Origin of the sequence: Rhizobium sp. CF142, from assembly GCF_000281145.1 — a bacterium.
In the GTDB taxonomy this organism is placed as follows: domain Bacteria; phylum Pseudomonadota; class Alphaproteobacteria; order Rhizobiales; family Rhizobiaceae; genus Rhizobium.
The window spans coordinates 1-23,085 of record NZ_AJWE01000130.1 but is presented as its reverse complement, the minus strand read 5'-3'; the positions used below and the strand labels follow the sequence as shown (position 1 = coordinate 23,085).

The window sequence follows — 23,085 nt, the reverse complement described above, 5'->3', positions numbered from 1 at the left end:
AGGGGTCAGCGTTTGTAGGTCGGCGTGATGAAGGGAAGGGCGGAAACGGTGATCGGCAGATATTTGCCGCGCACTTCCGCGTAGATCTGCGTGCCTGGTGCGCTATGGGAAACGGGCACATAGCCCATGGCGACGGGGCCTTCGACGGAGGGGCCGAAACCACCCGAGGTGACTTCGCCGATCTCGGTCTTGCCTTCGGCATCGGCATAGAGCTTGGCATGGCCGCGCACCGGCGCCTTGCCCTCAGGCTTCAGGCCGACGCGCTTGCGGCTAACGCCCTTGTCCAGCTCGCCGAGAATGCGCTCGGCACCCGGGAAACCGCCGGCGCGGGCGCCACCGGTGCGGCGGGCCTTCTGCATGCCCCATTCGATGGCGGCTTCGACCGGTGAGGTGGTCGTGTCGATATCATTGCCATAGAGGCAGAGGCCGGCTTCGAGGCGCAGCGAGTCACGGGCGCCGAGGCCGATCGGCTCGACATCGGGATGCTCTAGCAACCGGTTGGTGACATCCACGGCCTTGTCGGCGGGAATGGAAATTTCAAAGCCGTCCTCGCCGGAATAGCCCGAACGCGAGACCAGACAGGAAACGTCGTGAAGGCGGCAGTGGCGCACGTCCATGAACTTCATGGCAGCAACATCGGCCCAGAGTTCGGCGAGCGCTTCGACGGCGCGCGGGCCCTGCAGCGCGATCAGGGCGCGATCGAGAACGGTGATATCGCAGGTGTCGGAAAGATGCTTCTGCAGGTGCGCGATGTCTTGCTCCTTGCAGGCGGCGTTGACGACGACGAAGAGGTGGTCGTCGAGATGGGTGATCATCAGGTCGTCGAGGATACCGCCATTCTCATCCGTGAAGAAACCGTAGCGCTGGCGTCCTTCGGCAAGACCAAGGATATCGACCGGCACGAGGCTTTCGAGCGCAAGTGCTGCATCCTCATACTTGCCGGACTTCGCCTTGATGATGACTTGGCCCATATGGGAGACATCGAAAAGGCCGGCAGCGGTACGGGTCTGCAGGTGTTCCTTCATGACACCGGCCGGATATTGCACCGGCATATCATAGCCTGCGAAGGGCACCATGCGGGCGCCGAGCGATAGATGCAGCGCGTGAAGCGGGGTTTTCTTGAGGGCAGCAGTATCGTCCAAAAGACGCCTCCGGGGTTTGCGCCGGAAATTCCGGGCGCGGGCTCAAAACTGAAGACGCGGTTGCGCCTTGTCTCCTTGAGCCCCCTCTGTCCCTGTGCCTGAGATTGTTATCCCTTCGGCGGACGTTTCGAGAACGCCTCTCTCCAGAGTTCCGTCTGCCCCTTGTGGTCCTTTTGCCTGAGAGTTTCCGGGGCGGTTGCTCCTTCGGCACCGGCATCTCGTGCCGGATTCTCCCAACAAGGTTGCGGCAATTATCCGGGGGCGGCAGGGCTTGGCAAGCAAAATGTCGCGACCGCACAAATTTTTGTCGCGGCTTTTAAAAGCCGGTTGCGGTCCGCGGCAAATCGGCTTTTGCATTCGCAGGCGAAATTGGCTATCGGCAGCCGAGAGCCTTTCCTGATCAGATTGAAACATTCAGATCAGCAAAGGCTCTGAGAGCGAGGAGATATTCGATGAAGATTGTCAGGACATCAGCTTTTGCAGCGCTGCTTTGCGCTTGCGGCTTTGCCGGATCCGCTATCGGCCAGGACCATCAGCACATGCAGGGCATGGACATGGGCAACATGGGCTCCATGAGCATGGCCGCTGACGGCGACGTGGTGAAAGTCGGCGATCTCGAAGTCTCCGGCGGTTTTGCCAAGGCGATGCTGCCCGGCCAACCCGTCGGTGGCGGCTTCCTCACAGTGAAGAACAACGGCTCCACCGATGACCGCCTTGTGTCAGTCACGTCGCCCAATGCCGGCGCGGTGCAGCTTCACGAGATGGCCATGAAGGACAATGTCATGAAGATGCGTGAGCTGAAGGATGGCATTGCGGTTCCCGCGGGCCAGACCGTGGAGCTTTCGCCTGGCAACCTGCATCTGATGTTCCAGAAGGTGAAGACGCCGTTCAAGCAAGGCGACAAAGTACCGGTCACACTGACTTTCGAAAAGGCCGGAAAGGTTGATCTCGTGTTAAACGTGCTGTCGGCGCAGGGCAAATAAACGCTGAAAAACAAAAGCCCGCGACCAAAGTCGCGGGCCTTGCTCCTCCCAGCAATATTTAAATCTCAGACATCCTCATAGGATTGTAGAGCCTGCTGCAACCCGGCCTGCGGCTGACGAAAGCCCTTGGTCATCAGATCAAGCGCGACTTCCGTGTTCTGGATGATATTGGTGGCTTCTTCCGGATCCGCACCACTTTGATTGAGCTGGCGTTCCGCGATCTTGCGGGCCTCGCGTGCAGCCGTGCCCGTCGCCACGCGCTGAGGAATGCGCAAGGACTCGAAGGCGAGGGCAGCGGTGTTCGCCGATATGGAAACAAGCTGTGTCATGCGCCCGTCATACAGGTGCGATCTTCGCATTCGGCTTAAGAAAATAATTCGCATTTTACCGGATGGTAAGAATTCCACAGATGCGATTGGAATCAGGGCGGAATCGCAATAAACCGGAGGCATGTTCCAGGCTTTTCTCGTCGCGATCGGCGGCGCAATCGGATCGCTTCTGAGATATTATGTCGGTCTGGGCTCGCTGCGGCTCATGGGGCCCGGCTTCCCCTGGGGAACGTTGATCGTCAATGTCGTCGGCTGTTTCATCATCGGTATCTTTGCCGAGATGATCATGCGCCGTTTCAATGCATCGGTGGAGCTGCGGCTCCTACTGATCACGGGCTTCCTCGGCGGCTTCACCACCTTCTCCGCTTTCTCGCTAGATGCGATATCACTCTTCGAACGCGGCGAGGTTTTTGCCGGGGGCATCTATATCGCAGCAAGCGTCGGGCTTTCGATGGTTGCTGTCATGGCCGGCCTCGGCCTGATGCGCGTGTTGCTCTGATTTCGATTCCGATTTCCGTTTTGTGAAAAATGCTCTAAAGGCAGCGGCAAGAGAGGCACCGGCTCCGACCGCGCCCATATTTTCCGAAAGAATTCCATGGCAGGTATAGAACACATCAAGGTGGAGCCCGACGAAGCGGGCATGCGGCTCGACCGCTGGTTCAAGATCCACTATCCGGGGCTCGGCTTCGGCCCTCTGCAGAAGCTGCTGCGCTCCGGCCAGGTGCGTGTCGATGGCGGCCGCGTCAAATCGGATGCGCGTGTGCAGCCCGGCCAGATGGTGCGCATACCGCCACTCGATGTCGATGCCAAGGCGAAATCGGGGCCGATCGCCGGCAAGGATCTCAAGCATTCAAGCGATTTCGAGCTTCTCTCCCGCATGGTGCTGCATGAAGACGAGAAGGTCATCGTCCTCAACAAGCCGCCCGGACTTGCTGTGCAGGGCGGCTCCGGTGTCGCAAGGCACATCGACCAGATGCTCGAAGCCTGGACCAGTCCGAAGGGCGAGAAGCCACGCCTCGTTCACCGCCTCGATCGCGATACATCAGGCGTGCTCGTCATTGCCCGCACGCGCGGTGCAGCCCAGAAGCTGACGGCCGCCTTCCGCGAACGCGACACCAAGAAAACCTACTGGGCGCTGGTCAAGGGCGTGCCGCGCAAGCACGAGGACAAGATCTCGACCTGGCTCGTCAAGGAACCGACGGCCGACGGCGACCGCATGCGCATTGCCAAGCACGGCGAGGATGGCGCCGATCACGCGGTTTCCTTCTACCGCGTGCTGGAGACGGCGGCACAGAACCTCGCATGGCTGGAGATGGAGCCCTATACCGGCCGCACCCACCAGCTGCGCGTCCATGCACTGCATATCGGCCACCCGATCATCGGCGATCCGAAATATTACGACGATGATCCCAACTGGGATTTCCCCGGCGGCATCCAGAAGAAGCTGCATCTGCACGCGCGTCATATCGACATCCCGCACCCCTCGGGCGGGCGCCTTCGCATCAGCGCGCCGCTGCCACCGCATATGGTGCAGACGTGGAACCTCCTCGGTCTCGACCTCGCAGGCGCCGAAAGGGACAGCGAATGAAGCTCGCACTTTTTGATTGCGACGGCACGCTGGTCGACAGCGCCGGGCTGATCCATGAAACGATGCGCCGCACCTTCAATAAGTTCGGCAAGCCGGAACCGCGATTTGAAGACACCAAGGCCATTATCGGCCTGTCGCTCGATATCGCGATCGCCCGCATGCAGGGCAGGCCGCATGTCGAGCAGGAAGATATCGACATGACGGCGCATTACAAATCGCTGTTCTCCGTCGTGCGCCGGGATCTCGATTACCGGGAACCACTGTTTGCCGGCATCCGCGAGATGATCGACGCAATCAGCGGGCGCGAGGATCTGCTGATCGGCGCGGTGACTGGCAAGTCCCGGCGCGGGCTGAAGCTCGTGATGGAGACGCATGGCTTCGACAAATATTTCACCGTCGCGCGGACCGCCGACGATTGCCCCTCCAAGCCGCATCCGGCCATGGTGAGCGAATGCTGCGACGAAACCGGCATGAATGCTGCTGATACCATTGTCATTGGTGACGCGATTTACGATATGCAAATGGCAAAAGCCGCCGGCGCCAAGGCGATCGGCGTAGCCTGGGGCTATGCCAGCGTGGATGAGCTGATCGCCAACGGCGCCGATGCGATCGCGTACCATCCGAACGAGATATTGCGCCATTTTTCCTGAGGTGAGCCCATGCGCGACCTGCTGAACGACCTTTCCGAAGGTCTCAGTCATTCCGATCCGATCCGCCGCGCGCAGATCCAGATGAAGAAACCACTGCCGAAACGTTTCTATCAGACGGTTTCCGTAGTGCCGCATGAGGAGGCCTTCGCCATTGCGCTCGATGGCAAGGCCGTGCGCACGCCGGCAAGGCAAGTACTGGCGCTGCCGAATGAGGTGCTGGCAAGGCTTGTAGCCGCCGAATGGGATGCACAGGCCGAGGTGATCGACCCCTCGATGATGCCGGTCACCCGCCTCGTCAATACGGCGATCGATGGCGTGGCGACCGATACGCAGGCCGTGCTCGAAGACATCCTGCGCTTCTCCTCGAGCGATCTGCTGTGTTACCGCGCCGAGAGTCCGCAAGAACTGGTGAAGCGGCAGACCGAGCGCTGGGATCCGGTACTCGACTGGGCAGCGGCCGATCTCGGGGCGCGCTTCATCCTCGTCGAAGGCGTCATGCATCACGAGCAGCCGCGCGAGGCAATCGCCGCCTTCGGCTCGGCACTGCGCCGGCACGACAGCGCACTGGAACTGGCAGCCCTCCACACGGTGACGACAATCACCGGTTCGGCGCTGCTGGCGCTTGCCATTGCCGAAGGCGAGATCACGCCTGACGAAGCCTGGTCGCTCGCCCATCTCGATGAAGACTGGACCATCGAACATTGGGGAAGCGACGAGGAAGCCGAACAGCGCCGCGCTAAACGTTTTGAGGATTTCAAAGCCGCAACGGATGTTTTTTTCGCGCTAAGGGCCTGAATCATATTGCCTTGATGGGCTTTATGACCAAATCTGCGACTCCAGACGGGGATATGCGGGAATTTGGAATGAATTGGCCGAGGTCGAGATTTTGCCTGATAGCGCTTGCATGCGTGGCGCTGACGGCCTGCGCTAGCCTTATGCCAAAGAAGCAGGAAAAGCCTGTCTATGACGTGCGCAGCGCCGTCGTGCTCTCGAGCACGACTATGTCGGCGGAATTGCTTTCCGGCATCAGCGATCGTGTCAATGCCGCGATTCGCGCGACGGTCCGTACCAGCGAATTGCCGCGTGTGGTGCTGACGATCCGCATCGTTTCCATCGCAAAGGGCCTCGGCTTCCAAAAGGACCGCAATGTTGCGAAGGTGAGCATCGATGCCGCCTCCGTGGAAGACGGATCTGTGATCGCCGTGACCTCCTTCGAAGTCACAAGCTTAACCGCCGATCCTGTTCTGGCTGACGACATTCTGGCGGAAGATATCGCCGCGCGCGTGCGCTCCGCCTTCGCACTCAGCGGACGCTAGATCATTTCGTTTTTCTTCGAAACCCGGAAATGATCTATCTCTTTGTATTAACGCAATTCCGGACGCAAAACAGCTGCACACTTTTGCTGGAATTGCTCTAGCTGTAAAATCGGCCGTCAACAGCGGCGGGGGGAGATCATGAAGGATATTCTGGAAGAGCTCGAACGCCGCCGTGGTATCGCCCGTCTCGGCGGCGGACAGGCGCGCATCGACGCGCAGCACCAGCGCGGCAAGCTGACGGCACGCGAACGCATCGATCTCTTTCTCGACGAAGATTCCTTTGAAGAGTTCGACATGTTCGTGGAGCACCGCTCCACCGATTTCGGCATGGACAAGAGCCGCATTGCCGGCGACGGCGTGGTGACCGGCTGGGGCACGGTCAACGGCCGCACCGTTTTCGTCTTCGCCAAGGATTTCACCGTCTTTGGCGGCTCGCTTTCGGAAGCCCATGCCGAGAAGATCATCAAGGTGCAGGATATGGCGCTGAAGAACCGCGCGCCGATCATTGGCATCTATGATGCGGGCGGCGCGCGCATTCAGGAAGGTGTCGCGGCCCTTGGCGGTTATGCCGAGGTCTTCCAGCGCAATGTGCTGGCCTCGGGCGTTATTCCGCAGATCTCCGTCATCATGGGACCGTGCGCCGGTGGCGACGTCTATTCGCCTGCCATGACGGATTTCATCTTCATGGTGCGCGATACGTCCTACATGTTCGTGACCGGTCCGGATGTGGTGAAGACAGTCACCAACGAGACTGTTACGGCCGAAGAACTCGGCGGCGCGAGCGTGCATACGACGCGCTCCTCGATTGCCGACGGCGCCTATGACAATGATGTCGATACGCTCCTGCAGGTGCGCCGGCTTATCGATTTTCTGCCGCAGTCGAACACGTCGCCGGTGCCGGAGATCGAATGTTACCAGTCGGTGACCGATGCCGATAATTCGCTGGATACGTTGATCCCGGCCAATGCCAACAAGCCCTACGACATCAAGGAATTGATCCAGAAGGTGGCGGACGAGGGGGATTTCTTCGAGATCCAGGCGAGTTTCGCCAAGAACATCGTCTGCGGCTTCGGGCGCATCGAGGGCTCGACTGTCGGTTTCGTCGCCAATCAGCCGATGGTGCTTGCCGGCGTGCTCGACAGCGACGCCTCGCGCAAGGCGGCGCGTTTCGTGCGCTTCTGCGACTGCTTCAACATTCCGATCGTCACCTTCGTCGATGTGCCGGGCTTCCTGCCGGGCACGGCGCAGGAATATGGCGGGCTCATCAAGCATGGCGCCAAGCTGCTTTTCGCCTATGCGGAAGCGACGGTACCGAAGCTGACGGTCATTACCCGCAAGGCCTTCGGCGGCGCCTATGACGTGATGGCGTCGAAACATCTGCGGGGCGATCTCAACTATGCTTGGCCGACGGCGCAGATCGCCGTCATGGGCGCCAAGGGCGCGGTCGAGATCATCTTCCGCAAGGATATCGCAGATCCCGGGAAGATCGCGGCGCATACGAAGATGTACGAGGATCGCTTCCTGTCACCGTTCGTGGCGGCCGAGCGCGGCTATGTCGACGAAGTGATCATGCCGCATTCGACACGGCGCCGGCTGGCTCGCGGCCTGAAGATGCTTCGGAACAAGGATCTCAGCAATCCCTGGAAGAAGCACGACAACATCCCGTTGTGAACGAATAAAGGAGGTTCTTCAGGTGTTTATCCACTGTCGAAGTTGTGAACGCCTGTCAGCAAACTGTGTCTTCAATCCCTGTTAGAGACACGGTAACGCTCGGCAGTACACCCTTAAGGAGAGTCTTTATGTCAACTTTCGAGCGTCTATCCGCCTACCGCCCCTATGGTCTGGCCGCTCTCAGAATTATGACCGCGCTTCTGTTCATCGAGCACGGAACGATGAAGCTTTTCGGCTTCCCGGCAGCGCAGGGCGACGGCCCGCTGTCCACTTTGTTCCTGATCGCGGCACTGCTGGAAACCTTTGGCGGTATCCTCATTCTCATCGGCTTCGCAACACGGCCGGTGGCCTTCCTGCTGGCGGGTGAAATGGCGATTGCCTATTTCATGGCCCATATGCCACACAGCTTCTTCCCCGCAGTCAATCAGGGTGATGCGGCCATCCTGTTCTGCTTCGTGTTCCTCTACCTGTTCTTCGCCGGCGCAGGCGCCTGGTCCGTCGATAACAGAAACGCATCTGCCTAACAGAAGAGGCTGCGGGTGGTTCATCGCCCGCAGCCTCTTCTTCATTTCAGATATTTCTTTTCAGGCCGTCATTTTGAGCCCGGCAATGCCGGCGACGATCAGCGCGATGCAAATCAGACGAGAGGCGCTTGCTGCGTCCCCCAGTAGCCAGACGCCGAGCAGCACGGTGCCGACCGTGCCGATACCGGTCCAGATCGCATAAGCGGTGCCGATCGGCAGGCTTTTGACGGCAAGACCGAGCAGAATGACACTCACCACCATGGAAATGACCGTGAGGATCGTCGGCATCGGACGGGTGAAGCCATCGGTATATTTCAGACCGATTGCCCAACCGCATTCAAAAAGGCCAGCGAGAAAAAGCAGAAGCCAGGCCATCATACTCTCCTTGTCAAGAGCGAGGCCGTCCCCGCGACTTTGCGACCCGGATAAGTCCGAGCGCCGCAGTCGTCTGCGTCACATCTCATATGTGCGAGGGAACGGCTGAGTTCAAGCTAGGAATTGGCATAGCTGCCATGCCACCCGATTTCAGCGCGCGAGGCGATGATCACGCATTCTTTGCCCTGCGGCAGAGACGGTCGAAGGTTTCCAGGAAACGCGAACGGTCCTTCGGGCTGAAGGAAGCGTTGTAGCCCTTGCTCTCGCCGGTTTCACGCAGATGCGCGCCGAGATCACGCATGGCGCTTGCCATGCCGATATTGGTTTCATCAAAGACGCGACCGGTCGGGCCTGTGACGAAGGAGCCCTTGGCAACGCAACGGACCGCAAGCGGCACATCGGCGGTGACGACGACATCTGTCGGACCGGTATTGTCGGCAATCCAATTGTCGGCAGCGTCGAAGGCGTTGGAGACGATGACGTTGCGCACCATCGGATCGCGCGATGGGCGGAGGCCCGAATTGGCGACGAAGGTCACTTCCATGCCGAGGCGTTCGGCCACTTTCAGGATTTCGGGTTTGACGGGGCAGGCATCCGCATCGACATAGATCATGGCAATATCCTCACACCGGCTGGGCGGCCGGCTGGCGAACCATGTCGAGATGAGGGATGCCGTCTTCCAGATATTCCTCCGAGGTTTTCACGAAACCGAAGGACTCGTAGAAGCGGCGCAGATGCGCCTGCGCCGAAAGCGCGATGGGATTTTCCGGATAAAGCCGCTCGCAGGCAGCGATCGATTCGGTCATCAGCGCATCGCCGAGCCGCTTGCCGCGATGGGCGGGCGAGACGACGACGCGGCCGATCTTTACCGGATCCTGCGCGCTGTATGGCTTCAGGAGCCGCGTCGAGCCGAGCAGTTCGCCGTCATCCAGCAGCCGCAGATGCAGGGCGTCGATATCCTTGCCGTCGAGTTCCGCATAGGGGCAGTTCTGCTCGACGACGAAGACGTCGACACGCATCCTCAAGAGATCGTAGAGCTCCCGCGCGGAGAGCTCATCGAGACCCTTGAGGTCGGCCATGTAGGCAGGCGTGGCCATCAATAGACCACGACGCCACGGATGCTTTCACCCTTGTGCATAAGATCGAAGCCCTTGTTGATGTCTTCGAGCGGCATTGTGTGTGTGATCATCGGGTCGATCTGGATCTTGCCTTCCATGTACCAGTCGACGATCTTCGGCACGTCGGTGCGACCGCGGGCACCACCGAAGGCCGTACCCATCCAGTTGCGGCCGGTGACGAGCTGGAAGGGACGCGTCGAGATCTCCTGGCCGGCGCCTGCGACGCCGATGATGATGGACTTGCCCCAGCCGCGGTGGCTCGCTTCCAGCGCTTGGCGCATGACCTTGGTGTTGCCGGTGCAATCGAACGTGTAATCGGCGCCGCCGATCAGGTCGCCGTGGCGCTTCGTCATGTTGACGAGATAGGGCACGATGTCGTCACCGACTTCCTTCGGGTTGACGAAATGCGTCATGCCGAACTTCTCGCCCCATGCCTTCCGATCCGGGTTGATATCGACACCGATGATCATATCGGCACCGGCAAGACGCAGACCCTGCAGAACGTTGAGGCCGATACCGCCGAGACCGAAGACGATGGCCGTCGCGCCCATCTCGACCTTGGCCGTGTTGATGACGGCACCGATGCCGGTCGTCACACCGCAGCCGATGTAGCAGATTTTGTCGAAGGGCGCGTCCGGATTGACCTTGGCAACGGCGATCTCCGGCAGGACAGTGAAGTTGGAGAAAGTCGAGCAGCCCATATAGTGGTGGATCTTGTCCTTGCCGATCGAGAAGCGGGAGGTGCCATCCGGCATCACGCCCTGGCCCTGGGTCGCGCGGATCGAGGTGCAGAGATTGGTCTTGCGCGAGGTGCAGGAATAGCACTCGCGGCATTCCGGCGTGTAGAGCGGAATGACGTGGTCGCCCTTCTTCACGGACGTGACGCCCGGGCCGACGTCGACGACGATGCCTGCGCCCTCATGGCCGAGGATTGCCGGGAAGAGGCCTTCCGGATCAGCGCCGGAGAGGGTGAAATCATCGGTGTGGCAGATGCCCGTCGCCTTGACCTCGACCAGCACTTCGCCGGCCTTCGGACCCTCCAGCTGAACGGTCATGACCTCGAGCGGTTTTCCTGCCTGAACGGCAACGGCGGCGCGAACATCCATCTTCGATCTCCTCGTGATTTGCGTGTCGGACTCTTGCACGCCCGGCAAGGACGGCTCAAGCGGAAAAAGATCGAGAGAGCCGTGGATCCATCCGGATGCAGGCCGCTCTTCCTCTTTGAATTTATGCATCAGGCTTTAGGCGAATTCCATGATGACGGCATCGACCGCGAGGCTCTCGCCGGGAGCGGCCTTGATCTTGCCGACAACGAGGTCGCGCTCGGCACGCAGCACGTTTTCCATCTTCATGGCTTCTACCACGGCAAGCGTTTCGCCCGCCTTGATCTCCTGGCCCTCGGAGACGGCAATGGAAACGACGAGGCCGGGCATGGGGCAAAGCAGCAGCTTGGACGTATCGGGCGGCAGCTTGACGGGCATCAGACGGTCAAGCTCGGCATGGCGGGGCGTAAAGACACGCGCCTTGACCGACAGGCCCTGCCAGTCGATGCGCAGGCCGTTGAGGATCGGGCGGATCTGCGCCGTCACCTGCCGGCTGGCGACCCTGCCGTGCCAGACCGGATCGCTCGGTCTCCAATCGGTGACAACGGTTTCCGTGCGGCCGCCGACCTCCATTTCCATTTCGAAGGGAATGGTGACGAGGCCATCGACCAGTTTGACCGGCACATAATTGCCGCCGAGCTTGACGACCCATTCTTCGCGGAGCGGGCCGCTGGGGTGACGCAGGCGATCGGCGAAGCCTTCGCGCCTGATAGCATCGACCAGGGTCGCCGACAGCGCGATGGCAGCAAGGGCTGCCTCCTCCGAAGCATCCGGCGCGATCGGCGCAAAGCCCTCAGGATATTCCTCAGCGATGAAGCCGGTGGAAAGACGCCCTTCACGCCAGCGCGGATGTTTCATCAGCGCCGAGAGGAAGGGGACATTATGCTCGATGCCATCGACCACGAAGGCGTCGAGCGCCTGTCCCATCGCTTCCACCGCCTGCAGGCGACTCGGCGCCCAGGTGCAAAGCTTGGCGATCATCGGGTCGTAATACATGGAGATTTCAGCGCCTTCGAAGACGCCGGTATCGTTGCGGATGATCACATCGCCATTGCGGCCCTCTGCCGGCGGCCGATAGCGCGTCAGGCGGCCGATCGAGGGCAGGAAGTTGCGGTAGGGATCTTCCGCATAGAGGCGGCTTTCGACCGCCCAGCCCTTTAGCTTGACGTCCTTCTGGGCGAAGGGCAGCTTCTCGCCGGCGGCGATGCGGATCATCTGCTCGACGAGATCGATGCCGGTCACCAGTTCCGTCACCGGATGCTCGACCTGCAGGCGGGTGTTCATTTCGAGGAAATAGAAATTGCGGTCGCGATCAACGATGAATTCCACCGTGCCGGCGCTCTGATAGTCGACGGCCTTTGCCAGCGCCACCGACTGCGCGCCCATGGCGGCCCGCGTCTTTTCGTCGAGGAAAGGCGAGGGCGCTTCTTCGGCAACCTTCTGGTTCCGGCGCTGGATGGAGCATTCGCGCTCGCCGAGATAGACGACATTGCCATGGGCATCCGCCAGAACCTGGATTTCGATATGGCGCGGATCGACGACATATTTCTCGATGAAGACGCGGTCGTCGCCAAAGGAGCTTTTGGCTTCCGAGCGGGCGCGGTCGAAACCGTCGCGCACTTCCGCTTCGTTCCAGGCAATGCGCATGCCCTTGCCGCCGCCGCCGGCCGACGCCTTGATCATCACGGGATAACCGATCTCGGCCGCGATCTTTTCGGCGTGAGGTGCATCCTCGATGACGCCGAGATAGCCGGGCACCGTCGAGACCTTGGCGGCATTGGCGAATTTCTTCGATTCGATCTTGTCGCCCATCGCCATGATCGCTTTGGGCTTCGGGCCGATGAAAACAACGCCTTCCTTCTCCAGCGCCTCGCAGAAGGAGGCACGTTCGGACAGGAAGCCGTAGCCTGGATGCACGGCTTCAGCACCAGTCTCCTTGCAGGCGGCGATAATCCTGTCGGCAACCAGATAGCTTTCGGCAGCAGGGGCTGGGCCGATATGGACGGCCTCATCGGCCATTTCGACATGCAGGGCATCCCGATCCGCATCCGAATAGACCGCAACGGTGGCAATGCCCATGCGGCGCGCGGTTTTGATCACGCGGCAGGCAATCTCGCCGCGATTCGCGATCAGGATTTTCTTGAACATCGAGTCTCCACCCAGGAAATGCGTTCCGGAGTTTTACGCATAAAAAGCCGGAACGCACAATTGGGCTGAAGAATCAGAGGCAGTCTGAAGATTTGGGAGATCAGGCAACTGCGGCAGCGGCGACAGGCTCTTCGTCGATGATGCGCAGCCAGCGGCTGCGTCTCGGCTGGGCATAATCCCTGAGTTCGACCGAAGCCATGATCTCGCCCCAGCGCTGATGATTGGCGCCTGATAGCGTTGTCGTCTCGATGCGCTGCAGGACGCCATATTCGATCGACGAAACGCCGATGACGCCGCCTTCGCTGACACTCCTCAAAACGCGCATGACGTAATCCACATCCTGCCGCGTAATGTTCCGGCGGTCGGTGGCGCGGGTCAGCTTGTAACCGCCGATATCCTCGCCGAGCGCCAGGCGGAGCTGGTCGAGCGCTAGCGCCCGCAGCTCATCAGGCACATGAGCGCTGAGTTCCATGACGTGCAGGATGAGCTCGAGCTCGAGTGCGGAATTGACGACGCCGTCGGTCGTGAACATGCGCATGATCCATGCGACATTGATCTCGTCCAGCGAGCCCTGCGGATAGGTATAATCGACGATGAAGCCTGCCAGCTGTTCAACGAAGAACGTGTTCCATTCGGCGCATTTTTCGGGGCAGGAATTATTGAGCGCCAACATCACCACGACATGATCGGATGTCCGGATTCCCTCCGGAAAGGTGTGTCTGCGCAGCAGCACTATGTCTTCGGCCGTCAGCCGATGCTTCCCGGCGATGACACACGCCGGAAAAGCGAGACGGAACTCACTCATGTTTTATCTCCAGACTTCATCATGAAGTCGGAAATGGTTTTAGCGATCCCGAATTGAAGATCCCTCAAGAAGCAGGGTTAACCTTCGATGCCGCATTTCATGCGGATTTTAGTGATCGCGCCTGCAGCCGCTCGCGCCAGATGATAAAAAGCCCCGATGCAACGATGATGGCGATGCCGATCCATTTGGAAACATTCGGAAAATCGCCGAAGAGGGCGTAGCCGAGCACGGTCGCCGAAATAATCTCGAAATACTGGAACGGCGCGAGCAGCGAGAGCGGCGCCAGACGGAAAGCCTTAACGACCAGCATGTGCGCATAGCCCGAGATCGTGCCGAGGATCAGCAGCAGGAGGAGGCCGAGCCAGGAGGCGGGCAGGGAGGGCGTGAAGTCGGCATTGCCGAGGCTACTTCCGACAAACATTGCGCCCGCCATGAAGATCGTGCCGCCAATGCCGGACATGGTCTGCATGGTTAGCGGCGAATCCGCCTCGCCGATGGCGCGATTGAGGAAGAGATAGAGCGAGAAGAGGAAGGCGCAGAAGACTGGCAGCAGTGCCTTCAGGCCGAAGATCTCATAGCTCGGCTGGATGACGATCATGGCGCCGCCGAAACCGACGACGATTGCCATCCAGCGCCGCCAGCCGACCTTATCTCCCAAGAAAAGCGCAGAAAGCGCCGTCAGCATAAAAGGCTCGACGAAATAGATGGCGAAGACATCTGCGAGCGGCATGTATTTGACCGCGACGAAGAAGAGCAGGCTCGCCGCACCATGCAGCGCGCCGCGCAGCAGGTTCATCCACGGGCGCTTGGCCGACAGAGCCCGCGTGCCGAACATGGCAAAGAGGATCGGCAGCGTGCAGACGAGCTGGAAGAAGAAGCGGTAGAAAGTCACCTGTCCGGGCGACATGCCCTCGAAGGTCGCCATATATTTGGCGATCGCATCCATTGTCGGCAGGATGGCCATGGCACCGGCCATGATGGCCATGCCCTGGAGCGGATTCTGTGCGGAGGGAGATTCGGACATGATGGCTGCTTCTTGCGGATGATGTCATCAACCACAGGAAGCCTGGGCAATCAAGGACGGCAATCAGGGACAGTGTGCGGTATCGTTGACGGTTTCGCCGAAGATTTCTTCGAAGGCGGCGCGCAAGCGGATATCAGCATCGGTCATCATGACCGGCAGGCCAAGATCGACGAGGCTGGTGACGCCATAGGCCGAGATACCGCAGGGTATGATGCCACTGAAATGATCGAGATCGGGATCGACGTTGAGCGACAGGCCGTGGAAGGTCACCCATTTGCGCAGGCGGATGCCGAGTGCCGCAATCTTGTCTTCCGCCATGGTGCCGTCAGGCAGCAAGGGTCTCTCCGGCCGGCGGACCCAGACGCCGACGCGATCTTCGCGGCGTTCACCGCGCACATTCATCGAATCGAGCGTGCGGATGATGACCTCTTCCAGTGCTGCGACGAAGGCACGCACATCCTGCCGGCGACGTTTGAGATCGAGCATGACATAGGCCACCCGCTGGCCGGGGCCGTGATAGGTATACTCGCCACCGCGGCCGGTGGCAAAGACCGGAAAACGATCCGGCTGGACGAGATCCTTCGCATCGGCGCTGGTGCCGGCCGTATAAAGCGGCGGATGCTCCAGCAGCCAGACGAGTTCGTCGCCGCCATCTGCAATATCAGCCACTTCCCGTTCCATCGTCTCCACCGCTTCCTGATAGGGAACGAGCCCATCGGCGATGCGCCAGCGAACGGGGCGCGAGCCAAGTTTGGGGAGCATGGAGAAATCGAGATCGGTGCGTAGCATGGCAGTCCTTGGCGCTATCCGCAAATGGAGAGGGCGGGCGCGGGCTTCTATATGGACGCAGGCGCAGAGCGATTCAATCGCCCTTTGCGCCGGGCAGCCATATCACAGGCGCAATCAGCCGGTGCCAGCAGGTTTTGCTGTGATATCCACGAGGGGCGGTATCGGCGGGAGGGGCTGTCGCGCGCTACGTCTTGCGGCAAGGACATCAGGACCGGAGAACTAAGCCTATGGCCAAAAAAGAAAAAACCCGCCGGAGCGGGTTTCTTTGGTGCGGTCGAGAAGACTCGAACTTCCACGGGTTGCCCCACAGCGACCTCAACGCTGCGCGTCTACCAATTCCGCCACGACCGCATCGTGGTAGAGCCGATTTGCGTCGGCGAGGCAGCATGTAGCAAAAGCCTCAGACGGACACAAGCGCGATGTGACAGTTTTTTTTAAAAGCTTGTCGGAGGTGTGGATTACGTGGCGAGGGACGTTGAATTTACAAGGAAAAGGGCCGGAAACCGGCCCTTTCTTAGATCATGTCAATGCATTGCGCGGCATGCCTCTGTGCGGCTTGCACCGCTATCGGCACCTTTCTGGTGCGAGCCCTTCGGGCCAATCATGCTGTGGCAATCCGGAAGCGGCTTGATGCTGGCGGTCGCGGTATTGTCGACTTTCGCGGGCTTGGCCATCGCGGCCGGCGCGAAGCCGTCGCTGTCATTCGTATAGTCGCTGGAATAGGCCGGGGGGGCCACATGCGTCGGGTAGTGGACGGGCTTTGCCGGCGCGACCGGCGTCTGGTAGAGGCCATCACCATTGTTGGAATAATCGTCCATAAATTTCGGCTGCGCGAAAGCGGCACTTGCCATGCTGACGGCAAACACGGTGGCGGCGACGGCGAATTTCATGCGCATGGGTCTATCTCCTCAATCTGTTGTTGAATTCAACAACGCAAAACCAACCCTCGGCAAGATCGAGTCCGCTCCCCAATTCGGGCAATTTTGTGAGAATGATGACAGCCATCTTGCGACGTTTTGTCCAAATGAAATCACATATTTGTCAATGCTCTTGAGGGGTTCGTTACCTTAGCCGGCACAGTTAATCACCTGAGATGTCAGGGCTTTCGCCAACATGACAATCCTGCAATCTTTAATTGATTAACTATTTGTAATTTTAGAGACACAAAAACCGGAAAGCAGGTCGCTTTCCGGTTTTCAAATGCGGCAACTTTGTGTTTTTCGGCCTTAATCCTCGTTCGGGATGTGGGCATCGACACCTGTCATCTGCAGCCGGTTGCGCACGCGACGAACACCATCCACCGACAGGGCGGCGAGCTCTACCTTGCGGGCGATGCCGATTGTTTCGACGGAACCCTCCAGCGTCACGGTATGGCCGTCGGCGTGGACTTCCACACTGTCGATATCCACGTCGGGGATATTCTCCAGAGTCTCGGTCACGCGGGCTTCGAGATCGTCACTCTCGTCGCGGTCGATTGTATGAGGCTCAAGCGAATCCTTCAGGCGGTTTTCATTGCCGTCCTCGTCCGTGCCATCGATGCGGAAGCCGCTGTTGCGGTCACGGTCGAAATTGGCCGAGGTTTCGCCATAGGCGCGGTTTTCGCTACCGGCAGCTTTGGCGCCGCTTCCGTCGGCATAGGGCCAGCCGTCGTCCAGATTGCGCGCTTCGAAGTCGCGGTAATCCTCTTCGCGGGAAAGCGAGGACTTGTCATTGGTACCGGGCATTTCCGTCTCCTTCCGGTTTTCATTCTGCAAGACAAACGCCGGAAGGGTGCCGTTGGTTCGCCCGATAGTGGCGCGGCTCTCAGCTTTTCGTCTTTTCCCATTTCCTGATCAACCGATCACGCTTCAGCCGTGACAGGCGCTGCAGCCAGAAAATGCCGTCGAGCTGGTCGACTTCATGCTGGATACAGATGGAGAGGAAATCCGATGCCTCTTCTTCTTGCTGATGGCCATCCAGATCCTGATAGCGGAACCTAATTGCCTTCGGGCGCGAGACCTCGTCCGTTGCGCCGGGCATGGAGACGCTGCCTTCCATGTGAACCATCGTCTCATCCGAAAACCACGTGATCTCGGGATTGGCGTAGATGCGCACGCCGTCCGCCTTGTCGAGCTCCAGCACCGTCAGACGCTGGAAGACGCCGATATGGGCGGCGGTTATGCCGACGCCGGGGGCTGCATGCATCGTCAGCAGCAGATCGTCGGCCAGCTGCGACAGGGCCGAATCGAACACCGTCACGGGCGCACAGACCGTCTTCAGGCCGGGATGCGGATAGCGGAGAATCGAGCGGATCGGCACAGTTAAGCTTCCTTTCGGCAAATGGCAGCGGAAACTATAACCGACCGCAGGCATTGTCATCAGAAAGCATAGGTTTGCGCTTTACGGCAGAAATGCTTTCGGCTAGCTGGTCAATGAGGATTCCGGCGGCACAAGGGCAGGGCGGAATTCGCTTATCCGCTTGTTGACAATGCATTTTCAGCCGACATTCTCGAATGCGGCTCGTTAGTCTTTGAAATCAAATTGAGATGCGAGGGCGGCATATGACGACGACCGACACGGAAGACCGCAATCGCAAACGTCCGACCGACGAAGACGTCGATATCTATAACGAAGACGGCAATGTGCGCAGCGATTTCCTGGCGCGTCTGGGTGCGGCCATCGCCGACCGCGACACGCTGTTTTTGCGCCAGAATGTCGCGCGCCTGCACGAATCGGAAATAGGCGACCTCTTGGAATCGCTGCAGCCGGATCAGCGCCTGGCGCTGGTGCGCTTGCTCGGCGACGATTTCGACATGACGGCGCTGACCGAGGTGGACGAGACGATCCGCCGCGAGATCGTCGACCAATTGCCGAACGAGCAGATTGCGGCGGCCATCGGCGAACTGGATTCGGACGACGCCGTCTACATTCTTGAAGACCTCGACCAGGAAGACCGGGAAGAGATCCTCGCGCAGCTGCCGTTCACGGAGCGGGTCCGCCTTCGCCGCGCGCTCGACTATCCCGAAAGCTCGGCCGGCCGCCGCATGCAGACGGAATTCGTCGCCGTGCCGCCATTCTGGACGGTCGGGCAGACGATCGACTATATGCGCGACGAAGAGGATCTGCCCTATTCCTTCTCGCAGATCTTCGTCATCGACCCGACCTTCAAGCTGCTCGGCGCGGTCGATCTCGACCAGATCCTGCGCACCAAGCGGCAGATGAAGATCGAAACCATCATGCGGGAAACAAACCATCCGATCCCCGCCGAGATGGACCAGGAAGAGGCGGCCCAACTCTTCGAACAGTATGACCTTCTCTCCGCCGCCGTCGTCGACGAAAACGAACGGCTCGTCGGCGTGCTCACCATCGATGACGTGGTCGACGTGATCCATGAAGAGGCGGACGAGGACATCAAGCGCCTCGGCGGTGTCGGCGACGAAGAACTGTCAGATAACGTGATCTCGACCGTGCGTTCGCGCTTCCTGTGGCTGCTGATCAATCTCGGCACGGCGATGCTGTCTGCCAGCGTCATCGGGCTGTTCGACGGCTCGATCGAGAAGATGATCGCGCTTGCGGTGCTGATGCCGATCGTCGCCTCCATGGGCGGCAATGCGGGCACACAGACCATGACCGTGACGGTGCGTGCGCTCGCGACCCGCGACCTCGATATCTACAATGCCGGCCGCATCATCCGCAGAGAGGCGGGGGTCGGCATCCTGAACGGAATGCTCTTCGCCTTGCTGCTGGGCATGATCGCCGGCACCTGGTTCCACAATTACCAGCTCGGCGCCGTCATCGGAGCGGCAATGATCATCAATCTGATTGCGGCGGCGCTTGCCGGCATCCTGCTGCCGCTGCTGCTCGACAAGATGGGGGCGGACCCGGCGATCGCCTCGTCCGTGTTCGTCACGACCGTCACCGACTGTACCGGCTTCTTCGCCTTTCTCGGCCTCGCGACATGGTGGTTCGGCATCTGAACAGATGCCGAAATTGACTATTACGTAAAAGTCAATATTATGCCGGGTCGATGACGGGGATGAGATGCTAGTGAACAAGTATTATACCATAACGGAGCTGACGCGCGAATTCGGAGTGTCGACGCGAACGCTTCGCTTCTACGAAGACGAGGGTTTGATCCATCCGGAGCGCCGCGGACGCACCCGGTTGTTCCGGCCCGCCGACCGGCGCCTCATTCAGGAAATCCTGCGCGGCCGGCGCATCGGCTTCACCATTGCCGAAATCCGCGAAATCATTCAGGTCTACAAGGAGCCGCCGGGCGAGCTCGGCCAGCTCAAGCTTCTGATGAAGCGCGTGGACGAGAAGCGCGAAGACCTGCGCCAGAAGCGCAAGGATATCGACGAGACGATCACAGAGCTCGACAATATCGAAGAGGCCTGCCTCGGCCGCCTCGCCGAAATCGGCGTCACGACCTGATTATTGCTTGATCACTGTTGGGGCTCGGGCTGCGTCTGCGGCGCGGGCTCTATTTCGGCGCTGCACTGGCTGGCAAGCGCCATGATCCGCTCATCATCCGCCTTGACCTCGCCGGCCTGGAACGGCGTGAAGAGTTGCTGCGCCTGCAACTGATCGAGCGTGCACTGGCAGAAGCTGCGGCAGAGCGCTTCGCCCTGCTCGACCGAGCAGGACGTGTTGCATTGGCGCAGATAGGTCGCGGCCGGATCGGGCTTTGGCGGCGCGACGATGAAGGTCAGGCCATAGGCGATGGCGATCAGCACCGGTTGGTGGATGAGGTAGAAGGTGAGGCTGTGGCGGCCAAGGCGCGCGAGCCATGTTCCACCCGTGCCCAATGATGCCAGCTTCCGCGGCAGGTTCGTGCGGAAGGAAAGACGCGCGAGGCCCATGCCGAGGAAGAAGGGCGTTGCCCAGGGGAAGAGCGGCACAAAATCGTTCGACCGGTCTGGCGTGGCCGCAAAGCCGATCCAGGCCAGATATTTCGGGTCGAACAGGTGCGAATCCAGCACACCGGGCATCACGAAGGCATCGGCGATCCAGGCCACGAACAGCGCCAGCGCGACGAGCAGGGTCACGGGCAAGGGCAGGCGCAGGAAGACCACACCGATCAGGCTCAGAACCGCGATGGAATGCAGGATGCCGAAATAGATCCATCCGCCGGGCACGAAATAGGCTGTCGCTGCCGATATCACCACGGCCGCGCCGGCGATCATGGCGAAACGCTTCCAGAAGGAAGGCCAGCGAATGTCCGGCCGGCTGGAGAGGACCAGACTGACACCAACGATGAAGAGGAAGGTGGTGGCGATCGCCCGGGCATAGATCTTCAGCCAGCCACTCTCGGCCGTTCCGGGCGTAAGGTAGCCCATGAACTCCAGATCCCAGCTGAAATGGTAAGTGGCCATGGCAATGAGCGCCGCGCCACGCACCGTATCCACAAGGCCTATACGCGGCGGTTTTGCGTCAGCCGCCGCTTCCGTTGCCGACACTATCATTCACAATCCCTCGGACAGCTCGTCACCGTCACTCGCTGACGGCTTGTTGCGCTGAACAGGAGAAAGGTGGAGATTTGGTGGCAGGTTTGCGTCCATGATGGCAAGGCGCGCTTCCGAAAAGAATTGCCGGCGGGTGAGGACGAAAACCACGATTGATGTCGTACCCATGAAAACATAGGGGTTAATGAACCAGCCGAGATAGCCGATCGACAGGAAGATCGCTCTGAGACCCTCGTTGAAATGGCTGCCGGCGATGACGTTCATGCGGATGACACGCTCCGCAGCCCGCTCGGCGGCAATGATGTCCTTCTCCGTGTCATGCACCATCGGAATGCCGCCGAAGAGAATGGTGCAATAATTGAAGAGGCGGTAGGACCAGCCGAACTTGAAGAAAGCGTAGCCGAAAAGGGCTGCAAGGCCGCCGACCTTCATTTCGAAGACGGCGTGGCCGCTATGGAAGACGAAAGGCAGGTCGGCGAAGACCGCATCCACCTTTTCCGTGGCGCCAAGCAAGGCGAAGCAGCTGCCGATCGCGAAAATGGATGTGGAAGCGAAAAAAGCAGTGCCATTCTGCAGCCCGGCCATGATCTGGGTGTCGATCATCTTCAAATCGCGGCGCAGGGAATTATATATCCATTCACGCCGCCGCTCCGCCATGGCATGGGTCAGGCTCGTGCGCCCGAAGAAGGTCTGGCCGTGCAACAGCCACGAATAGCCCATCCAGATAGAGATAAAGAAGGCAAGCGCGACATAATCCGCCGTCGTCATCATCAGTGATTCATTTCCCGCATCAAACGTGGCCACTCTACATATGCATGCGATTGCTGCAATGACCGGCAAGATGAGAATGACTAGCAAGATGGGCCGCTTCGAATTAGTGTCCGGCCGGATGTCGCACCGGTTCAAGGCGATGTCGGTCCGCCACGCGGATGCGGAACCGGACTCGCATAGTCTGCATCATGAAATTTAAAAGGCGCTGCCATGTTTCTTTCGGTATTCGATGTGTTCAAGATCGGTGTCGGGCCGTCGAGCTCGCATACGATGGGGCCGATGACGGCTGCCAACCGGTTCCTTGAGCTCATCCTGTCCAACGAATGGCCGCGTCCTACCACCGGCGCGCAGGTGGCCGCCATCAAGGTCAGCCTGCACGGTTCGCTTGCCCATACAGGGATCGGCCATGGAACGGGCAGGGCGGTCATCCTCGGCCTGATGGGCGAGGCGCCCGACAAGGTCGACCCCGATCGCATGGATGCGATCATCGATGGGGTGGAAAAGAGTGGCCGGATCACGCCCGAGGGGCATTCAGCCTACCAGTTCCAGCCGAAAACTGATCTGATCTTCGACAAGAAGCAGCCGCTGCCGGGTCACGCCAACGGCATGAGCTTCTCCGCCTATGACAAGGACGGTCGGCTTCTCGTCAAGCGCATCTATTATTCCGTCGGCGGCGGCTTCGTTGTCACCGATACGGAGCTGGAGCAGATGCGGGCGCGCAAGAAGGCGTCGCAAGGCACTTACAGGGTGCCTTACCCCTTCGCCAGTGCCAAGCAGATGCTGGAAATGGCAGAACGTTCCGGCCTGTCGATCGCGCAGATGAAGCGCGCCAATGAGGAAAGCCAACGCAGCCGCGAGGAGCTGGATTCCGGTCTCGACCGCATCTGGGAAGCGATGCGCTCTTGTATCGAGCGCGGGCTCAAGGTCGAGGGCATCATGCCCGGCGGGCTCAACGTCAGGCGCCGGGCCAAGCATATTCACGACAAGCTGCAGGAAGAATGGCGCAGCAACCGCGTCAACCCGCTGCTCGCCAACGACTGGCTCAGTGTCTACGCGATGGCGGTCAACGAGGAGAATGCTGCCGGCGGGCGCGTCGTGACGGCGCCGACCAATGGCGCTGCGGGCGTCATTCCCGCGACGATCCGCTACTACGAGCATTTCCACGAAGACTGGGACCGGAAGGGCATTCACGACTATCTGCTGACCGCAGCTGCGATCGGCGGCATCATCAAGCACAATGCCTCGATCTCGGGCGCGGAAGTCGGCTGTCAGGGCGAGGTCGGCTCGGCCGCCGCCATGGCAGCC

General features: G+C 60.0%; 25 protein-coding genes, 1 tRNA gene, 1 pseudogene and 1 riboswitch. Of the genes and pseudogenes, 11 read left to right on the top strand and 16 right to left on the bottom strand.

The genetic code is table 11. The features are described 5' to 3' along the window. Nucleotides 1–5 precede the first annotated feature (5 nt). Nucleotides 6–1,142: a glycine cleavage system aminomethyltransferase GcvT gene (gcvT, locus tag PMI11_RS32765; protein ID WP_007826143.1), complete on the bottom strand. Its 1,137-nt coding sequence runs from the start codon at nucleotides 1,140–1,142 to the stop codon at nucleotides 6–8. Between the two features lie 155 nt (nucleotides 1,143–1,297). After that, nucleotides 1,298–1,389: riboswitch (glycine riboswitch) on the bottom strand. 274 nt (nucleotides 1,390–1,663) lie between these two features. Between gcvT and PMI11_RS32760 the strand changes: the two are divergent. Next, nucleotides 1,664–2,125 (top strand): annotated as a pseudogene (locus PMI11_RS32760) (copper chaperone PCu(A)C); the annotation flags it as partial. A gap of 65 nt (nucleotides 2,126–2,190) precedes the next feature. On the opposite strand, the gene PMI11_RS32755 reads toward PMI11_RS32760, so the two are convergent. Next, on the bottom strand, nucleotides 2,191–2,454 hold the full coding sequence (locus PMI11_RS32755; RefSeq protein WP_007826139.1) for a hypothetical protein: 264 nt from the start codon (nucleotides 2,452–2,454) through the stop codon (nucleotides 2,191–2,193). 121 nt (nucleotides 2,455–2,575) lie between these two features. On the opposite strand from PMI11_RS32755, the gene crcB reads away from it, so the two are divergent. The 7 genes from crcB (at nucleotide 2,576) to PMI11_RS32720 (ending at nucleotide 8,203) form a co-directional block, all read left to right on the top strand. Next, nucleotides 2,576–2,953, top strand: coding sequence for a fluoride efflux transporter CrcB (gene crcB / locus PMI11_RS32750; protein WP_007826137.1), 378 nt, complete (start codon nucleotides 2,576–2,578; stop codon nucleotides 2,951–2,953). A 96-nt stretch (nucleotides 2,954–3,049) separates the two neighbouring features. Beyond that, nucleotides 3,050–4,042: an RluA family pseudouridine synthase gene (locus tag PMI11_RS32745; protein WP_007826135.1), complete on the top strand. Its 993-nt coding sequence runs from the start codon at nucleotides 3,050–3,052 to the stop codon at nucleotides 4,040–4,042. Then, nucleotides 4,039–4,692: an HAD-IA family hydrolase gene (locus PMI11_RS32740; RefSeq protein WP_007826133.1), complete on the top strand. Its 654-nt coding sequence runs from the start codon at nucleotides 4,039–4,041 to the stop codon at nucleotides 4,690–4,692. Before PMI11_RS32745 ends, PMI11_RS32740 begins: the two co-directional genes overlap by 4 nt. 9 nt (nucleotides 4,693–4,701) lie before the next feature. Further along, nucleotides 4,702–5,487 carry an ATP12 family chaperone protein gene (locus PMI11_RS32735; RefSeq protein WP_007826132.1) on the top strand — a complete coding sequence of 262 codons (786 nt, stop codon included), beginning with the start codon at nucleotides 4,702–4,704 and terminating at the stop codon, nucleotides 5,485–5,487. A 68-nt stretch (nucleotides 5,488–5,555) separates the two neighbouring features. After that, on the top strand, nucleotides 5,556–6,008 hold the full coding sequence (locus PMI11_RS32730) for a hypothetical protein (RefSeq protein WP_007826131.1): 453 nt from the start codon (nucleotides 5,556–5,558) through the stop codon (nucleotides 6,006–6,008). Between the two features lie 138 nt (nucleotides 6,009–6,146). Next, complete coding sequence (locus PMI11_RS32725) at nucleotides 6,147–7,679, top strand: acyl-CoA carboxylase subunit beta (RefSeq protein WP_007826129.1); 1,533 nt, start codon at nucleotides 6,147–6,149, stop codon at nucleotides 7,677–7,679. 128 nt (nucleotides 7,680–7,807) lie between these two features. Further along, complete coding sequence (locus tag PMI11_RS32720) at nucleotides 7,808–8,203, top strand: DoxX family protein (RefSeq protein ID WP_007826124.1); 396 nt, start codon at nucleotides 7,808–7,810, stop codon at nucleotides 8,201–8,203. A 60-nt stretch (nucleotides 8,204–8,263) separates the two neighbouring features. Here PMI11_RS32720 and sugE read toward each other — a convergent pair whose 3' ends face one another. From sugE to PMI11_RS32660, 12 genes are all read right to left on the bottom strand, one after another. Further along, complete coding sequence (gene sugE / locus PMI11_RS32715; protein WP_007826123.1) at nucleotides 8,264–8,578, bottom strand: quaternary ammonium compound efflux SMR transporter SugE; 315 nt, start codon at nucleotides 8,576–8,578, stop codon at nucleotides 8,264–8,266. Between the two features lie 169 nt (nucleotides 8,579–8,747). Beyond that, a complete protein-coding gene (locus tag PMI11_RS32710; RefSeq protein ID WP_007826122.1) occupies nucleotides 8,748–9,191 on the bottom strand; it encodes a YaiI/YqxD family protein in 444 nt (147 codons plus the stop codon). A gap of 10 nt (nucleotides 9,192–9,201) precedes the next feature. Further along, nucleotides 9,202–9,675, bottom strand: a complete 474-nt coding sequence (locus PMI11_RS32705) for a GNAT family N-acetyltransferase (protein ID WP_007826121.1) — start codon at nucleotides 9,673–9,675, stop codon at nucleotides 9,202–9,204. Next, entirely contained in the window at nucleotides 9,675–10,802 is a 1,128-nt protein-coding gene (locus PMI11_RS32700) for an S-(hydroxymethyl)glutathione dehydrogenase/class III alcohol dehydrogenase (protein WP_007826120.1), read from the bottom strand. The genes PMI11_RS32705 and PMI11_RS32700 overlap by 1 nt, the downstream gene beginning before the upstream one ends. Before the next feature lie 135 nt (nucleotides 10,803–10,937). Then, a complete protein-coding gene (locus PMI11_RS32695) occupies nucleotides 10,938–12,947 on the bottom strand; it encodes an acetyl-CoA carboxylase biotin carboxylase subunit (protein ID WP_007826119.1) in 2,010 nt (669 codons plus the stop codon). Nucleotides 12,948–13,047: 100 nt separating this feature from the next. Further along, nucleotides 13,048–13,752 carry a hypothetical protein gene (locus PMI11_RS32690; protein WP_007826117.1) on the bottom strand — a complete coding sequence of 235 codons (705 nt, stop codon included), beginning with the start codon at nucleotides 13,750–13,752 and terminating at the stop codon, nucleotides 13,048–13,050. Between the two features lie 97 nt (nucleotides 13,753–13,849). Next, on the bottom strand, nucleotides 13,850–14,776 hold the full coding sequence (locus PMI11_RS32685) for a DMT family transporter (RefSeq protein WP_007826115.1): 927 nt from the start codon (nucleotides 14,774–14,776) through the stop codon (nucleotides 13,850–13,852). Between the two features lie 63 nt (nucleotides 14,777–14,839). After that, nucleotides 14,840–15,565: a lipoyl(octanoyl) transferase LipB gene (gene lipB / locus PMI11_RS32680; protein ID WP_007826114.1), complete on the bottom strand. Its 726-nt coding sequence runs from the start codon at nucleotides 15,563–15,565 to the stop codon at nucleotides 14,840–14,842. Between the two features lie 266 nt (nucleotides 15,566–15,831). Continuing rightward, nucleotides 15,832–15,916, bottom strand: a tRNA-Leu gene (locus tag PMI11_RS32675). Between the two features lie 173 nt (nucleotides 15,917–16,089). Beyond that, a complete protein-coding gene (locus tag PMI11_RS32670) occupies nucleotides 16,090–16,461 on the bottom strand; it encodes a hypothetical protein (protein WP_007826113.1) in 372 nt (123 codons plus the stop codon). A gap of 330 nt (nucleotides 16,462–16,791) precedes the next feature. Then, nucleotides 16,792–17,289, bottom strand: a complete 498-nt coding sequence (locus PMI11_RS32665) for a BON domain-containing protein (RefSeq protein WP_007826111.1) — start codon at nucleotides 17,287–17,289, stop codon at nucleotides 16,792–16,794. Nucleotides 17,290–17,368: 79 nt separating this feature from the next. Beyond that, nucleotides 17,369–17,863 carry a peptide deformylase gene (locus tag PMI11_RS32660; RefSeq protein ID WP_007826108.1) on the bottom strand — a complete coding sequence of 165 codons (495 nt, stop codon included), beginning with the start codon at nucleotides 17,861–17,863 and terminating at the stop codon, nucleotides 17,369–17,371. 242 nt (nucleotides 17,864–18,105) lie between these two features. On the opposite strand from PMI11_RS32660, the gene mgtE reads away from it, so the two are divergent. Then, nucleotides 18,106–19,521, top strand: a complete 1,416-nt coding sequence (mgtE, locus tag PMI11_RS32655; protein ID WP_007826107.1) for a magnesium transporter — start codon at nucleotides 18,106–18,108, stop codon at nucleotides 19,519–19,521. 64 nt (nucleotides 19,522–19,585) lie between these two features. Next, nucleotides 19,586–19,978: a MerR family transcriptional regulator gene (locus PMI11_RS32650; RefSeq protein ID WP_007826104.1), complete on the top strand. Its 393-nt coding sequence runs from the start codon at nucleotides 19,586–19,588 to the stop codon at nucleotides 19,976–19,978. Between the two features lie 11 nt (nucleotides 19,979–19,989). On the opposite strand, the gene PMI11_RS32645 is transcribed toward PMI11_RS32650, so the two are convergent. Beyond that, nucleotides 19,990–21,009, bottom strand: coding sequence for a heparan-alpha-glucosaminide N-acetyltransferase (locus tag PMI11_RS32645; protein ID WP_007826102.1), 1,020 nt, complete (start codon nucleotides 21,007–21,009; stop codon nucleotides 19,990–19,992). Further along, nucleotides 21,010–21,777, bottom strand: coding sequence for a DUF599 domain-containing protein (locus tag PMI11_RS32640; RefSeq protein ID WP_037072622.1), 768 nt, complete (start codon nucleotides 21,775–21,777; stop codon nucleotides 21,010–21,012). Between the two features lie 213 nt (nucleotides 21,778–21,990). Between PMI11_RS32640 and PMI11_RS32635 the strand changes: the two genes are divergently transcribed. Beyond that, nucleotides 21,991–23,085 (top strand): L-serine ammonia-lyase (locus tag PMI11_RS32635; protein ID WP_007826095.1); only part of this gene is annotated, 1,095 nt, incomplete at its 3' end.

What these genes read in the sequence shown, in the direction of transcription:
- PMI11_RS32700 (WP_007826120.1), bottom strand. Translation starts at nt 10,802, where the DNA reads ATGGATGTTCGCGCCGCCGTTGCCGTTCAGGCAGGAAAACCGCTCGAG.
- PMI11_RS32690 (WP_007826117.1), bottom strand. Translation starts at nt 13,752, where the DNA reads ATGAGTGAGTTCCGTCTCGCTTTTCCGGCGTGTGTCATCGCCGGGAAG.
- lipB (WP_007826114.1), bottom strand. Translation starts at nt 15,565, where the DNA reads ATGCTACGCACCGATCTCGATTTCTCCATGCTCCCCAAACTTGGCTCG.
- PMI11_RS32640 (WP_037072622.1), bottom strand. Translation starts at nt 21,777, where the DNA reads ATGACGACGGCGGATTATGTCGCGCTTGCCTTCTTTATCTCTATCTGG.
- PMI11_RS32665 (WP_007826111.1), bottom strand. Translation starts at nt 17,289, where the DNA reads ATGCCCGGTACCAATGACAAGTCCTCGCTTTCCCGCGAAGAGGATTAC.
- PMI11_RS32740 (WP_007826133.1), top strand. Translation starts at nt 4,039, where the DNA reads ATGAAGCTCGCACTTTTTGATTGCGACGGCACGCTGGTCGACAGCGCC.
- PMI11_RS32725 (WP_007826129.1), top strand. Translation starts at nt 6,147, where the DNA reads ATGAAGGATATTCTGGAAGAGCTCGAACGCCGCCGTGGTATCGCCCGT.
- PMI11_RS32685 (WP_007826115.1), bottom strand. Translation starts at nt 14,776, where the DNA reads ATGTCCGAATCTCCCTCCGCACAGAATCCGCTCCAGGGCATGGCCATC.
- PMI11_RS32730 (WP_007826131.1), top strand. Translation starts at nt 5,556, where the DNA reads ATGAATTGGCCGAGGTCGAGATTTTGCCTGATAGCGCTTGCATGCGTG.
- PMI11_RS32720 (WP_007826124.1), top strand. Translation starts at nt 7,808, where the DNA reads ATGTCAACTTTCGAGCGTCTATCCGCCTACCGCCCCTATGGTCTGGCC.
- PMI11_RS32650 (WP_007826104.1), top strand. Translation starts at nt 19,586, where the DNA reads ATGCTAGTGAACAAGTATTATACCATAACGGAGCTGACGCGCGAATTC.
- sugE (WP_007826123.1), bottom strand. Translation starts at nt 8,578, where the DNA reads ATGGCCTGGCTTCTGCTTTTTCTCGCTGGCCTTTTTGAATGCGGTTGG.
- PMI11_RS32710 (WP_007826122.1), bottom strand. Translation starts at nt 9,191, where the DNA reads ATGATCTATGTCGATGCGGATGCCTGCCCCGTCAAACCCGAAATCCTG.
- PMI11_RS32695 (WP_007826119.1), bottom strand. Translation starts at nt 12,947, where the DNA reads ATGTTCAAGAAAATCCTGATCGCGAATCGCGGCGAGATTGCCTGCCGC.
- crcB (WP_007826137.1), top strand. Translation starts at nt 2,576, where the DNA reads ATGTTCCAGGCTTTTCTCGTCGCGATCGGCGGCGCAATCGGATCGCTT.
- PMI11_RS32745 (WP_007826135.1), top strand. Translation starts at nt 3,050, where the DNA reads ATGGCAGGTATAGAACACATCAAGGTGGAGCCCGACGAAGCGGGCATG.
- PMI11_RS32645 (WP_007826102.1), bottom strand. Translation starts at nt 21,009, where the DNA reads ATGATAGTGTCGGCAACGGAAGCGGCGGCTGACGCAAAACCGCCGCGT.
- PMI11_RS32670 (WP_007826113.1), bottom strand. Translation starts at nt 16,461, where the DNA reads ATGCGCATGAAATTCGCCGTCGCCGCCACCGTGTTTGCCGTCAGCATG.
- PMI11_RS32755 (WP_007826139.1), bottom strand. Translation starts at nt 2,454, where the DNA reads ATGACACAGCTTGTTTCCATATCGGCGAACACCGCTGCCCTCGCCTTC.
- PMI11_RS32735 (WP_007826132.1), top strand. Translation starts at nt 4,702, where the DNA reads ATGCGCGACCTGCTGAACGACCTTTCCGAAGGTCTCAGTCATTCCGAT.
- mgtE (WP_007826107.1), top strand. Translation starts at nt 18,106, where the DNA reads ATGACGACGACCGACACGGAAGACCGCAATCGCAAACGTCCGACCGAC.
- PMI11_RS32705 (WP_007826121.1), bottom strand. Translation starts at nt 9,675, where the DNA reads ATGGCCACGCCTGCCTACATGGCCGACCTCAAGGGTCTCGATGAGCTC.